A 12,978-nucleotide genomic window follows, 5' to 3' on the forward strand; every position below is an offset into this window, starting at 1 on the left:
AAAAAGCTGCCGCTATCGCAGCGCCACTGGCACTGCGATGGCTGCGGCCAGGCCATTGACCGCGATATCAACGCGGCCAGGAATATCGAAACCGCCGGACTGGCGGGGGTAGCCTGTGGAGCGACTGGATCGGGGGCTGTGGCCTAATCGCCACGGTCCAGTGAAGGCGTGTCGAAGCAGGAAGGTTCTCGGGGTGACCCAGGAACCCTCGCCCAAAGCGCGGTGCGCGGCGGGCGGGGAGTGTCAGGCAATGTCATACGTCGTCTCCTTTCTTGGCGCCCTGAAACACAACAGGAGGCAGGCGCCGTGTCGGAGCAGAGGAGAATTCCACTGCTGCGTCTCCTTAAGCTAGACAATCCCACGCGGCCGACACAAGGCATTATATCGGTCTGCATATTCCATTCACTGTGACGGCTATACGTGACAGCTATGCGCAGCAGCTCCCTGCGGCAGCAAACCCCGGCAACAAAAAGCCCCCTGACGGGCTTCCGGCAGGGGGCGTACAGGCATTTCAGCGGTTATGCCAGCCGGGCAATTTGCCCGGTTTTAATCGGCTCGTATTAACCGACTTGCTTCACGCGGGCCGCGTTAGCCGAGCAGATGAGCGACGGCTTCGCGCTCTTCGCGCAGCTCCTGCTCGGTGGCCTGCATTTTCTCCCGGCTGAAGGCGTCGATTTCAAAGCCCTGGACGATTTCGTAACTGCCGCCCTTGCAGCGCACCGGGAAGGAATAAATGATGCCTTCTTCGATGCCGTAGCTGCCGTCGGCGGGAATCGACATGCTGACGATACCGTCGCAGCCCTGCGCCCAGTCGCGCATGTGATCAATCGCGGCTGAGGCGGCAGAGGCGGCCGAGGACGCGCCGCGGGCCTTGATGATGGCCGCGCCACGCTGCTGCACGGTGGGAATAAAGTCGTTTTCGTACCAGTCGCGCTCGACCAGATCGAGGGCCGGCTTGCCATCGACCCGGCACTGGGCGATATCGGGATACTGGGTAGCACTGTGGTTACCCCAGACAATCAGGCTTTCCACGTCGTTGACGTGCTTGCCGGTTTGCTGCGCCAGCTGCGTCAACGCGCGGTTATGGTCAAGGCGGGTCATCGCGGTAAACTGGCCGGCGTCGAGGTCCGGCGCGTTGCACGATGCAATCAGCGCGTTGGTGTTGGCCGGGTTACCCACTACCAGCACGCGCACATCGCGGCTGGCAGCGTCGTTGAGCGCCTTGCCCTGAACGGAGAAGATCGCGGCGTTGGCTTCCAGCAGGTCCTTGCGTTCCATGCCCGGGCCACGCGGACGCGAGCCGACCAGCAGCGCAAAGTCGGCGTCCTTGAACGCGACGTTGGGGTCGTCGCTGGCGACAATATCCTGGACCAGCGGGAAAGCGCAGTCGTTAAGCTCCATGACCACGCCGTTCAGCGCATCCATGGCCGGCGGAATTTCCAGCAGCTGGAGAATGACGGGCTGATCCGGCCCCAGCATGTCGCCCGCGGCAATGCGGAAAACGAGAGAATAGCTAATCTGGCCGGCACCGCCGGTAATCGCAATACGTACTGGCTCTTTCATCATTGCTCCTTGGTGGTTTCGCCCTCGCGCTCGGCCGTGCCGAACGCTGCGACGTTTCGATATTATGCGCCGCTGGGTAAAAACACAATCAACAGCGGTCCAGACCTTGGCCGTAGGCGGCGGTCCCCACGCCCTGCCATATAGCACTTTTGCGGATGGCGCGTTAGCCTGCGTCACGTTTTGTGTGGTGCCCACGCCGGGCGCTACAAGCCCATGACACGATCAAGAGGCCATGCCCCATGCGGCACCGACTTTCACGACTGCCCTTTTCCTACGTGCTGGCAAGCCTGCTGTTGCTGGCCCTGGTGCTGTGGCTCGCGCTGGGGGATTTTGAGTCATTCAACAGCCAGGCGCCGGAGCGCGAAGACGCGCCGGACACGCCCACGCGGGTTGAAACCCGGCAGCTCGAAAGCGTGGCGTATACCCCGGTCGAGACCCTGCAGGGCCAGCTGGAAGCCAACCGCGACGTGGCGCTGCGGGCGCGTGTTGAAGGGATCGTGGAAGACAAGCCGGTTCGCCAGGGGCAGCGCGTCAAAACCGGGGACACCCTGCTGGTGCTGGACAACAACGCCCTGCCCCAGCGTCTGCAGGAAGCCCGGGACAACGTCGAACTCGCCCGGGCCGAGCTGGCCGGGGCGCAGAAGCTGCGCCAGCGTGACCTGATGTCGAAACCCGAACTTCTGCGGCTGGAAGCGACACTCAGCCAGGGCGTTGCCGAGGTCGCCCGGCTGGAAAAACAGCGCGACGATACTCGCCCCCAGGCGCCGTTTGACGGCCTGCTTGAGCGCGTCAGCGTTGACCCCGGCGAGCTGGTGCAACCCGGCGAACAGTGGGGCCGGCTGATCGATGACGCTACCCTGAAGGGCATCGGCCAGGTCCCCCAGCAGGACGTAGCGTCGCTGGAAGAAGGTCTGGATGTCACCGCTCGGCTGCTGAACGGCGACAAGCTCCACGGCACGCTGACGCATATCGCCAGCCGCGCCGATGACGCAACGCGCAGCTTTTACATCGAAGTGACGCTGGATAATCCCGACCATCGGCGGCTGGCCGGCAGCAGCGCCGAGCTGAGCATCGAACTGCCGTCCCGCCGGGTTCACGAACTGTCGCCCGCGCTGCTGCGACTGGATGACAGCGGTGAGCTCGGCGTACGCCACGTTGATCGCCATGACCGTGTTCAGCAGACCGCCGTTGACCTGATCAGTGCCGATACCGACACGGCCCACGTTGCCGGACTGCCTGACCCGGTCCGCCTGATCACCCTGGGCGCCGGCCTGGTGGAACCCGGCGAAAAGGTAGAAAGCGTACCGGCCGAGGAGATGTCGGACGACACCGAGGCAGCCCCGGCAACCGGGAGTTCACGCTGATGCGCCAGCTGATCAACGCCGCCATGACCCGGGCGCGCACCACCCTGATGCTGCTGGCCGGCCTCCTGCTGTCCGGCACGGTGGCCTGGCAGGCGATTCCCAAGGAAGCCAACCCCGACGTCACGATCCCGGTGATTTATGTCTCGATGACGCTGGACGGCGTGAGTCCGGAAGACGGCGAACGCCTCCTGATCCGGCCCATGGAGCACGAGCTGAGAGGGATCGAAGGTCTGGACAAGTTTACCGCCCAGGCCAGCCAGGGCCACGCCTCCATCACCCTGGAGTTCGACGCCGGCTTTGACGCCAATACCGCCCTGGCCGACGTGCGCGAAAAGGTCGATATCGCCCGGAGCAGCCTGCCCGATGCCGCCAACGAACCCCGGGTCAACGAAGTCAACGTCTCCGAGTTTCCCGTCCTGACGCTGGGGCTTTCCGGCGAGCTTGATCTCCGCGACCGGGTCGCCGTTGCCCGTCAGCTGAAGGACCGCATCGAAGGCATTGCCGACGTACTCGAAGTGGAAATTGCCGGGGAGCGCGACGACCTGCTGGAAATTGTCGTGGACCCGCTGGTGCTGTCCAGCTACGGGCTGAACTTCGACACCCTGATCAATCGGGTGCGCAATAATAATCGCCTTGTTGCGGCGGGCAGCCTCGACACCGGCGCCGGACGCTCGCCGCTCAAGGTACCCGGTATCATCGAAAACCTGGACGATGTAATGGATATTCCGGTCAAGGTCGAGGACGACAGCGTGGTGACCTTCGGCGACGTGGCCTGGATTCATCCCACCTTCAAGGATCCGGAAGGCTTTGCCCGGATCGCCGGCAAGCCCGCGGTGGTGCTGGAAATATCCAAACGCGCCGGCGCCAACATCATTGCCACGACCCGGGCGGTTGATGCGCTGATGGAAGAAGCCAGCGCGACCTTCCCCGAAGCGCTTGACGTTACCACCATCCTCGATCAGTCCACGACCGTGGAAGACATGCTCGGCGAGCTGCTCAACAACGTGCTGACCGCCGTATTGCTGGTGCTGCTGGTGGTGGTTGCAGCGATGGGCTGGCGCACCTCGCTGCTGGTGGGCCTGACGATTCCCGGCGCCTTTCTCACCGGCATCATGTTGATCTGGGCGCTGGGCTTTACCTTGAACATCGTAGTGCTGTTCGGGCTGATACTGGTGGCGGGCATGCTGGTAGACGGCGCCATTGTGGTCAGCGAACTGGCCGACCGGCACCTGCGCGACGGCATGACCCCGAGCGACGCCTGGCTGTCGGCGGCCACGCGCATGAGCTGGCCGGTGATCGCCTCCACCGCCACCACCCTGGTAGTGTTTCTGCCGCTGCTGTTCTGGCCCGGCGTGGTCGGGCAATTCATGAAGTATCTGCCGGCCACGGTGGTCATCTGCCTGCTGGCCTCGCTGGTCATGGCGCTGATTTTCCTGCCTACGCTGGGACGTGTTTTCACCCGCCACCGCGCGCCTCGCCACGCATCCGAGGGTGACGACACAGCCGCCGGCGCGACGGCCTTCGGGCGCGGCTACCGTCGCTTGCTGGACAAGCTCCTGCAGCACCCCGGCTGGATTGTGCTGATCGCCGTGCTGCTGATGGCGACGGCCTACAGCGGCTACGCGCGGTTTAACCACGGCGTGGATTTCTTTCCCAGCGTTGAGCCCGACAGCGCCCAGCTACTGGTGCGGGCCCGCGGGGATTTTTCCGCCGAGGAAACCGATGCCATTGTCCGCCGGGTGGAAAAGCGCCTGGGCAGCATGGACGAAGTCGATGCGCTCTATGCCCGCTCCTTTGCCACGCCCAACGAACAGCTGGGCAATGACGTCATCGGCGTTCTCCAGTTCCAGTTTACCGACTGGTACCAGCGCCGCCCGGCGCAGGCGATTCTCGACGACATGCTGGAACGCACCGAGTCGCTGCCCGGTATCGTGCTGGAAGCGCAGGAAGACAAGAAAGGCCCGACCAGCGGCAAGCCCGTGCAGCTGGAAGTCAGCGCGGCCGAGCCGAAAAAGGCCGATCGCGCCGTGGAACAGCTGAAAACCGCCATGCACGAGCTGGGCGGCTTCATTGATATCGAGGATAACCGCAGCCTGCCCGGCGTGGAGTGGCGCATTGACGTTGACCGCGAAGCCGCCGCGCGGCTGGGCGCCGACGTCACCACCGTGGGCAGCGCCGTGCAGCTGCTGACCAACGGCCTGAAGGTTGCCGAATACCGCCCGCACACCGCCAACGACGAAGTCGATATTCGCGTGCGGCTACCCGAGGGCTGGCGCTCGCTCAACCAGCTGGAACAGCTGACCCTCAACACGCCCCGGGGTCAGGTGCCGATTACCCACTTTGTAGATATCGCCCCCGGGCCGCGAGTCGGCACGCTCAACCGCATCAACGGGCGCCGGGCGGTGACGATCAAGGCCGATCTGGAACCCGGCGCCCAATCCGCCGAGCGGCTCGATGCGCTGTTCGAGCAAATGCAGGACACCCTGCCCGAGGCGGTACGGGTCAAGGTCGCCGGCGAACAGGAAGACCAGCAGGAAGCCTCGCAGTTTCTCATGGGCGCCTTTGGCGTGGCCGTTGCCCTGATGGCGCTGATTCTGGTGACCCAGTTCAACAGCTTCTATCAGGCCGCGCTGGTGCTGTCGGCCATCGTGTTTTCCACTGCCGGGGTGCTGATCGGTTTGCTGGTCACCGGCCAGGCGTTTGGCATCGTCATGGTGGGAATGGGCATTATTGCGCTGGCGGGCATCGTGGTGAACAACAACATTGTGCTGATCGACACCTACAACGAGCTCCGCCGCGAGCGGATGACGCCGCGGGACGCCGCGCTTGAGGCCGGGTGCCTGCGCCTGCGCCCGGTGTTGCTGACGGCGATCACCACGGTGCTGGGGCTAATGCCCATGGTGCTGGGCGTTAACGTCAACCTCATGGCGCCGGCGCTGGGCTTCAACGCGCCATCCACCCAGTGGTGGGAACAGATGTCCAGCGCCATTGCCGGCGGGCTGATCTTCGCCACCGGCCTGACGCTACTGCTCACGCCCTGCCTGCTGATACTCGGCGAGCGGCGGCGTAGCGGTAACGGCAAGGCAGTCGAACCGGCCCCTGGCGCCTAGCGCCGGGAGCCGGCTTCCCGGCGGGGCACGCTGCCCCGCCGGGCTTCAGCTGGTTTGCCTGTACGCCTGCCACAGCATCGCCAGCGGAAAGCACGCCAGGCCGATGAATCCGATCAGCGTCCAGGCCGGTAGCGAGAGTCCGGCGAAGGACGCCGCTATGTTGGCGCATTCGCCCGAGCCCGACAGCACCGTGGCGATAACTTCCTGCATGGGCAGCACTTCGAGCATGTAGTCCAGCCCGGGCCCGCAGCTGGGTACCTGGTCTGCCGGCAACGACTGTAGCCAGACGTGACGGCCGGCGACAAAACCACCGCCGGCCACGGCCACCAGCGCCAGCAGCGCGTAGAGCCCGCGCCCGCTACGCCCCGCCGGATGATGGCCGGCGGCCACGGCCAGAACGACCCCGGTGGCGATGACGCCGATACGTTGAAACACGCACAGCGGGCAGGGCTCGAGCCCGCCGATGTGCTCCAGCCCCAGCGCCACGGCCATCATCAGCAGACACAGGGCCACGCCGCCCAGCGCCATCTGCCGCCACGCTCCCGATACGGCCATCACGGGAGATCACTCAGCGGCGTCACGGCATAGGACTCGCGTGCGCGGGCAAAGTAGTCGGACAAGAAGTCGTCGAAGGACGGCTCTTCGGCGGCTTCCATGTCGCGCTGCTGCTGGTGCGACGTCACCGCCTGCTGTGCCAGTACGGTTTCCCGGGTCTCATCCGACTGCCGGCGCAGCATGTCGGCCTGGTCGTTGGCCAGTGACAGCACGAGATCGCTGAACGATGTCTCTTCGTCGCGCAGCCGTTCCAGCAACCGGGCGGAGGGCGTCAAACCGGCATCCTGCAAGCGCGGCGCCAGAGCGGCCAGCGCTTCCAGGTGCGGCGTGCCGTCTTCATCGGCATCCAGCAGCTCGGCAACCGGCTGCATTTCACCGACAATCTGCTCTCCCCAGTCGCGCAGGCTGACGGACTCACCGCCCCGGTTGAGGCACAGCGCCGGGTCGCGACCGCGCTCTACAACCAGACGACGATTGTCGTCCAGATGATCGCACTCCTCGTCGGAAATCCAGGGGCTTTCGCTGAGCAGACACCACATCAAAAACGTATCCAGAAAGCGCATCTGAGGCTCGCTGACACCCAGCGGCTCAAACGGGTCCAGATCCAGACAGCGCACCTCGATATACTCCACGCCGCCGGCTTCCAGCGCCTGACTCGGGGTTTCTCCCTTGGCGGCCACGCGCTTGGGGCGAATATCGCTGTAGTATTCGTTTTCGATCTGCAGGATGTTGGCGTTGAGCTGTTGCCAGTCGCCGTCCACCTTGACGCCCATCGCCTGATAGTCCGGCCAGGGCGTGGAAATCGCGTTGCGCAGGGTATTCACGTAGTTGGGCAGCGAGTTGAAGCAGATCCGCAGCTGCTCCTGCACCGTATTCTGATAGCCCAGATCGGACATGCGCAGCGTCGTGGCGAACGGCGCCATATAGGTTTCGTCATCCAGCGGTTGCAGCTTGTCGGGCATCCTGCCGCCGTCGAGAAAGCTCTTGTCGATGGCCGGCGAAGCGCCGAACAGGTAGAGCAACAGCCAGCTGTGGCGGCGGAAGTTGCGGATCAGGCCGAAATAACGCGTCGAGCGGTAATCATTGAACGCCGTCTCTCCCGCTCCCTCGACGTCGCGCAGCGCCTGCCACATCTCATCGGGCAGCGAGATATTATAGTGCACCCCGGCAATCGCCTGCATGATGCGCCCGTAGCGCACGTCCAGCCCCTTGCGATAAACATGCTTCATGACGCCGGAGTTGGAGCTGCCGTAGTCGGCGATGGGCACGCTGTCGTTGCCCGTCAGCCGCGACGGCATGCTTGCCGGCCAGATCCACTCGCCGTCCAGGTGGCGGTAGCTGTAGGCATGCAGGTCGGTCAGAAATGACAGCGCATCCCGGGGCTCGCTGAATACCGGGGTAATGTATTCCAGCAGGGATTCGGAATAGTCGGTGGTAATGTGCGGGTGCGTCAGCTTGGAGCCCAGCGCCTCGGGATGCGGCGTCTGTGCGATGTGCCCATCGGCGCCGACGCGCAGCCCCTCTTTCTCGATGCCCCGACGTAACCGGCCCAGGCGACCGGCACGCGCGGTGGGCCATAGCTGCTGAATACGGTGCGCCAGCGTGGACGGCACGGTGAATGGTTCAGACAAGGGAAGAACTCCTTGTTGGGCGACCCGCCACCGCGGGTCGGAATGAAATCGGCACGGGCACCGCCCGCTGGCAGCACCTGACGCCGGTAATATGCGGCCGATTGGCGGGCCTTCAAGGCAGGACGTCTCTCACGCCGGAAACACCGGGCTATTTGTCGCCGCGCGCTTTCAGCAGCGCCGCTCCCAGCGCTCCCACGTCGTCGCCGGCATCGGGCTTTTTCTCGCCCTTGCGGCGCGCTTTGGGGGCATTTCCGCGACTTTCGCTCTTCCCGGCCCGGGCGCCGTCATCCTCATCGGGCTGGTCGTCCATGCGCATGGAAAGCCCGATACGCTTGCGCGGGATATCGACGTTCATGACCTTGACGCTGACGATATCGCCGGCCTTGACCACGCTGCGCGGGTCTTCGACAAAGCGGTCGGCGAGCGCCGAAATATGCACCAGACCATCCTGATGCACGCCGATATCCACAAAGGCGCCAAAGTGCGTCACATTGGTCACGCTGCCTTCCAGCACCATGCCCGGCGTGAGGTCGTTGAGGGTCTCCACGCCTTCGCGGAACTCGGCGGCCTTGAACGCCGGGCGCGGATCCCGACCGGGCTTGTCCAGCTCGGCGAGAATATCGGTGACCGTGGGCACGCCAAAGTGCTCGTCGGCAAAGTCAGCCGGCTTGAGCGACTTGAGCGTCGCGCTATCGCCGATCAGCCCCCTCAGCTCGCGGCCGCTCCGGCCGGCGATGCGCTCCACCAGCGGGTAGGCCTCGGGGTGCACGGCGCTGGCGTCCAGCGGGTTGTCGCCGCCGGTGACGCGCAAAAAGCCCGCACACTGCTCAAAGGTTTTCGGCCCCAGGCGATTGACGTCCAGCAGCGCCTTGCGACTGCTGAAGGTGCCCTGGCGGTTGCGCTCGGCCACAATGTTGTCCGCCAGCGTCGACGACAGCCCCGCCACCCGGGAGAGCAGCGCGCTGGAGGCGGTATTGAGATCGACCCCCACGGCGTTGACGCAGTCCTCGATCACCGCTTCCAGGCTTTTCGACAGCTGCAGCTGGGAAACGTCGTGCTGATACTGGCCTACGCCGATGGATTTGGGCTCGATCTTGACCAGCTCGGCGAGCGGGTCCTGGAGGCGGCGGGCGATGGAAACCGCGCCACGCACGGTGACATCGAGATCGGGCATTTCCCGGGAGGCGTATTCCGAGGCCGAATACACCGAGGCGCCGGCTTCGGAGACCATGACCTTGTTGACCTGCTGCGAGGCGGGCAGCGCCTTGAGCAGCTCGCCGGCGAGTTTGTCGGTCTCGCGGCTGGCGGTGCCGTTGCCCACGGCGATCAGCGCCACGTCGTGCTGCTTGACCAGGCGCGCCAGCACCTCCAGCGATTCGCGCCACTGGTTTTTCGGCGCATGGGGATAGATCGCGGTATGGGTGAGAAACCGCCCGGTGGCGTCTACCACCGCGATCTTGCAGCCGGTGCGCAGCCCCGGGTCGATCGCCAGCGTGGCTCTGGGGCCGGCCGGCGCGGCCAGCAGCAGATCCTTGAGGTTGGCGGCAAACACCTCGATGGCGGTCAGCTCGGCCTGTTCGCGCAGCCGGCCCAGCAGTTCGGTTTCCAGTGCGGTATAGAGCTTGACCCGCCAGGTCCAGCGCACCACGTCGAAAAGCCACTTGTCGCCGGGGCGACGTTCGGCATCCGGCGCGACCAGCGTAATGCCCGCCTGCCGGGCAATAGCGACCTGCGCCGGGTGGATCGGCGCTTCATCTTCGCCGGGCAGGCGAATCGCCAGGTGCAAAACGCCCTCGTTGCGCCCGCGAAACATCGCCAACGCGCGGTGCGAAGGCACCTTGGCCAGTTTCTCATCGTGCTCGAAATAGTCGGCAAACTTGGCGCCCTCGCGCTCCTGACCGTCCAGCACCCGAGATGACAGCTCGCCTTCCTGCCATAGGCGCTCGCGCAGCTGGCCGATCAGCTCGGCGTCTTCGGCAAAGCGTTCCATCAGAATCTGCCGGGCGCCGTCGAGCGCTGCCCTGGCGTCTGCCACGGCCGGCGTTTCGCCCTCGGCCGGACGCAGATAGGCCTCGGCTTCGTGCTCCGGGTCCAGCCCCGGATCGTTGAGAAGCGCATCGGCCAGCGGCGTCAGCCCGGCTTCACGGGCCATTTGCGCTTTGGTGCGGCGCTTTTTCCTGTACGGGCGGTACAGGTCTTCCAGCCGCTGCTTGGTGTCGGCGGCGGCAAGGTCGGCCTTGAGCTCCGGGGTCAGCTTGCCCTGGTCGTCAATCGTGGCGATGACCGCTTCGCGGCGCTCTTCCAACTCGCGTAGATAGCGTAGGCGTTCATCGAGCTGACGCAGCTGGCTATCATCCAGCGCACCGGTCACTTCCTTACGGTAGCGCGCGATGAAGGGCACGGTAGCGCCTTCATCGAGTAACGCCACCGTTGCCGTTACCTGGGGCGTGCGAACGCTCAGCTCGTCCGCCAGGCGCTCCATAATACGCTGATTGACACTCATATATCGCAACTACCCCATGCAGCATTGAAGAAAGGCCACAAGGTATCACACTCGCCAAAGCATCGCGTTAACCCGCCCGTCAGCTGCTGCATCGCCGGCAGCTATGCCGCCACGAAGCGCAGCGCGGTGCCGTTGTTGCACCAGCGCAGGCCGGTGGGCTCGGGGCCGTCATCAAAGATGTGGCCCTGGTGGCCGCCGCAGCGGGCGCAGTGATATTCGGCACGCGGCCAGACCATGCTGAAATCGAGCTCGCTGAGCAGGTGCCCTTCCACGTGGCGGAAAAAGCTCGGCCAGCCGGTGCCCGAGTCGTATTTCATCGCGCTCTTGAACAGCACCAGATCGCACGCCGCGCAGCGAAACTCCCCGTCTCGGGTTTCATCATCCAGCGGGCTGGAGAAAGCTTTCTCCGTGTCGCTCTCGCGCAGCACCCGGTACTCGGCGTTGGACAGGCGCTCGCGCCATTCGCTGTCGCTGAGTTCCAGCGGCTCGACATCGTCGGCCGCCGTCAGGTCAACGCTCGGGTAGCCAAAGGCGACCCCCGGCAGTGCAGCGGCGGCGCCGGTCAGTCCGGCCAGGCCGATAAAGTGGCGGCGTTTCATGTCAGACCTCCTTGCGGTCGTGCGGACTTTTGCCATCGGTTTTTACCATCAGCTTTGTTCATGGCTTTTACCGTGGGCATTTACCGTGGATTTTACCCTGACTAGAATAGCACCAACCCTGTACACAAATGCCAATAAAAAAGACCAATGTACAAACATTGATCCTTTTAATACCTGCAACAACGTTTCAGCCTACGGGCCTACCCCAGCCCCCTATCAAAACCCGGCGATACGCACCGCCGGCTCCCGGCGAACAGGAAAGGGAGAATCGGGGAATGGAAATGTGGAAAGGGAACGCGGCACGAGGTATGGGATATGAGTTATACAATCTGAGGTATCAGTGCACCCTGGGCGATGGCGCATCCGGGTCGCCGTCAAGCAGCGCTTCAACGTCGGCGGCGGCGTAGCGATAACGCGAATGGCAGAAGTGGCACTGTGTCTCGATCGCGCCCTGCTCCCGGACAATATCGCGCAGCTCCTCGGCGCCCAGCGTCAAAAGGCCGTTGGCCATGCGCTCGCGCGAACAGGTACAGCTGAAGCGCAGCGCTTTGGGGTCAAACACGCGCAGGGTTTCTTCGTGATACAGCCGATACAGCACGTCCCGCTGCTCCAGCCCCAGCAGCTCGTCGGGCTTGATGGTGTCCGCCAGCTGGACGCTCCGCTCCCAGGCATCGGTGTCCTGATTTTGCGCTTCATGGGGCAGGCGCTGCAGTAGAAGCCCACCGGCGCGCTTGCCGTCGGCGGCCAGCCATAGCCGGGTGGGCAGCTGTTCCGACTGGCTGAAGTAGGCCTCCAGGCAGCCGGCCAGGGTGGGATGATCCAGCGCCACGATGCCCTGGTAGCGGTTGCCCTCTCGCGGGTCCAGGGTGATGACGATCTGACCTTCGCCGACCATCTCGCGGAAGGTAGCGCCGGATTCGGGCAGCGCCGCCTCTTCGGCCACCCGGGCCACCGCACGCAGCTCACCGCCGGGGTTGGATTCGGCCATCAGCAGCGTCAGCGAGCCCGAGCCGCGCACTTCAATACTCATCACGCCGTCGAGCTTCACGGTATCGGTCAACAGCCCCACGGCCGCCAGCAATTCGCCCAGCAGCTGGTTGACCGCGTCGGGGTAGGCATGACGGCTGAGCACGTCGCCGTAGGCTTTTTCCAGCGTGACGATTTCACCGCGCACGTTGGTGTTATCAAACAGGAACCGCTGTATCTGGTCGGACATGGGACTCTATTTCATCGGGTGATCGGGTCGTCGGGCTACTCGCCCTGACGGCGCTGAAAATTCTTGATATCGCGGCGCTCTTTCTTGTCCGGGCGCCGTTTGGGATGCTGCATCATCTGGTTGTTCAGCCGGCGTACTTCGGCCTCGTGCTCGCGGTGCTCGACGCTTTCCGGGGTTTCCTCGTAGAGCAGCCGCGCTTCGGGGGCACCGCGGCGCTGGCTGGAAAGTCCCGTCACGCGGACTTCCAGGCTGACAAACCCCTGCGGCACGCGAATCAGCGCACCGACTTCCACCAGTTTGCTGTTTTTAACCCGGTCGCCATCGTAGTGGACCTTGCCGCCCTCGATGGCCTTTTTCGCCAGCTGGCGGGTCTTGAAGAACCGGGCGGCCCATAGCCACTTGTCCAGGCGTACGCTCTCTGCCATACCGTTTGCCTC

The 12,978-nt window shown here is 64.4% G+C and carries 10 protein-coding genes; 3 read left to right on the forward strand and 7 right to left on the reverse strand.

Translation table 11 applies throughout. The features are described from left to right. Window positions 1–6: 6 nt before the first annotated feature. Window positions 7–147 carry a zinc ribbon domain-containing protein gene (locus tag C793_RS14315; RefSeq protein ID WP_371827777.1) on the forward strand — a complete coding sequence of 47 codons (141 nt, stop codon included), beginning with the start codon at window positions 7–9 and terminating at the stop codon, window positions 145–147. Between the two features lie 441 nt (window positions 148–588). Here C793_RS14315 and C793_RS0109490 read toward each other — a convergent pair whose 3' ends face one another. After that, entirely contained in the window at window positions 589–1,563 is a 975-nt protein-coding gene (locus tag C793_RS0109490) for a malate dehydrogenase (RefSeq protein ID WP_017430708.1), read from the reverse strand. A gap of 239 nt (window positions 1,564–1,802) precedes the next feature. Here C793_RS0109490 and C793_RS0109495 point away from each other — a divergent pair, with 239 nt between their 5' ends. Then, window positions 1,803–2,927 carry an efflux RND transporter periplasmic adaptor subunit gene (locus C793_RS0109495; RefSeq protein WP_017430709.1) on the forward strand — a complete coding sequence of 375 codons (1,125 nt, stop codon included), beginning with the start codon at window positions 1,803–1,805 and terminating at the stop codon, window positions 2,925–2,927. Then, entirely contained in the window at window positions 2,927–6,037 is a 3,111-nt protein-coding gene (locus C793_RS0109500) for an efflux RND transporter permease subunit (protein ID WP_017430710.1), read from the forward strand. Before C793_RS0109495 ends, C793_RS0109500 begins: the two co-directional genes overlap by 1 nt. A 45-nt stretch (window positions 6,038–6,082) precedes the next feature. Here C793_RS0109500 and C793_RS0109505 read toward each other — a convergent pair whose 3' ends face one another. The 6 genes from C793_RS0109505 to hslR all read right to left on the reverse strand — a co-directional run bounded on the left by C793_RS0109505 (window position 6,083) and on the right by hslR (window position 12,966). Next, window positions 6,083–6,592, reverse strand: a complete 510-nt coding sequence (locus C793_RS0109505) for a disulfide bond formation protein B (protein WP_040475417.1) — start codon at window positions 6,590–6,592, stop codon at window positions 6,083–6,085. Beyond that, a complete protein-coding gene (gshA, locus tag C793_RS0109510) occupies window positions 6,592–8,223 on the reverse strand; it encodes a glutamate--cysteine ligase (RefSeq protein ID WP_026106221.1) in 1,632 nt (543 codons plus the stop codon). Before gshA ends, C793_RS0109505 begins: the two co-directional genes overlap by 1 nt. 148 nt (window positions 8,224–8,371) lie before the next feature. Beyond that, window positions 8,372–10,726, reverse strand: a complete 2,355-nt coding sequence (locus C793_RS0109515) for a Tex family protein (RefSeq protein WP_017430713.1) — start codon at window positions 10,724–10,726, stop codon at window positions 8,372–8,374. A gap of 101 nt (window positions 10,727–10,827) precedes the next feature. Continuing rightward, window positions 10,828–11,325: a peptide-methionine (R)-S-oxide reductase MsrB gene (msrB, locus tag C793_RS0109520; protein ID WP_017430714.1), complete on the reverse strand. Its 498-nt coding sequence runs from the start codon at window positions 11,323–11,325 to the stop codon at window positions 10,828–10,830. 337 nt (window positions 11,326–11,662) lie between these two features. Beyond that, a complete protein-coding gene (gene hslO, locus C793_RS0109525) occupies window positions 11,663–12,541 on the reverse strand; it encodes an Hsp33 family molecular chaperone HslO (RefSeq protein WP_017430715.1) in 879 nt (292 codons plus the stop codon). A gap of 35 nt (window positions 12,542–12,576) precedes the next feature. After that, complete coding sequence (gene hslR / locus C793_RS0109530) at window positions 12,577–12,966, reverse strand: ribosome-associated heat shock protein Hsp15 (RefSeq protein WP_017430716.1); 390 nt, start codon at window positions 12,964–12,966, stop codon at window positions 12,577–12,579. Window positions 12,967–12,978 lie beyond the last annotated feature (12 nt).

This window comes from Vreelandella jeotgali Hwa (assembly GCF_000334215.1).
Taxonomy (GTDB): Bacteria; Pseudomonadota; Gammaproteobacteria; order Pseudomonadales; family Halomonadaceae; genus Vreelandella; species Vreelandella jeotgali.

Coding starts and splice junctions, on each gene's coding strand:
- hslO (WP_017430715.1), bottom strand. CDS start 12,541: ATGTCCGACCAGATACAGCGGTTCCTGTTTGATAACACCAACGTGCGC.
- C793_RS0109515 (WP_017430713.1), bottom strand. CDS start 10,726: ATGAGTGTCAATCAGCGTATTATGGAGCGCCTGGCGGACGAGCTGAGC.
- msrB (WP_017430714.1), bottom strand. CDS start 11,325: ATGAAACGCCGCCACTTTATCGGCCTGGCCGGACTGACCGGCGCCGCC.
- hslR (WP_017430716.1), bottom strand. CDS start 12,966: ATGGCAGAGAGCGTACGCCTGGACAAGTGGCTATGGGCCGCCCGGTTC.
- C793_RS0109490 (WP_017430708.1), bottom strand. CDS start 1,563: ATGAAAGAGCCAGTACGTATTGCGATTACCGGCGGTGCCGGCCAGATT.
- C793_RS0109500 (WP_017430710.1), top strand. CDS start 2,927: ATGCGCCAGCTGATCAACGCCGCCATGACCCGGGCGCGCACCACCCTG.
- C793_RS0109495 (WP_017430709.1), top strand. CDS start 1,803: ATGCGGCACCGACTTTCACGACTGCCCTTTTCCTACGTGCTGGCAAGC.
- C793_RS0109505 (WP_040475417.1), bottom strand. CDS start 6,592: ATGGCCGTATCGGGAGCGTGGCGGCAGATGGCGCTGGGCGGCGTGGCC.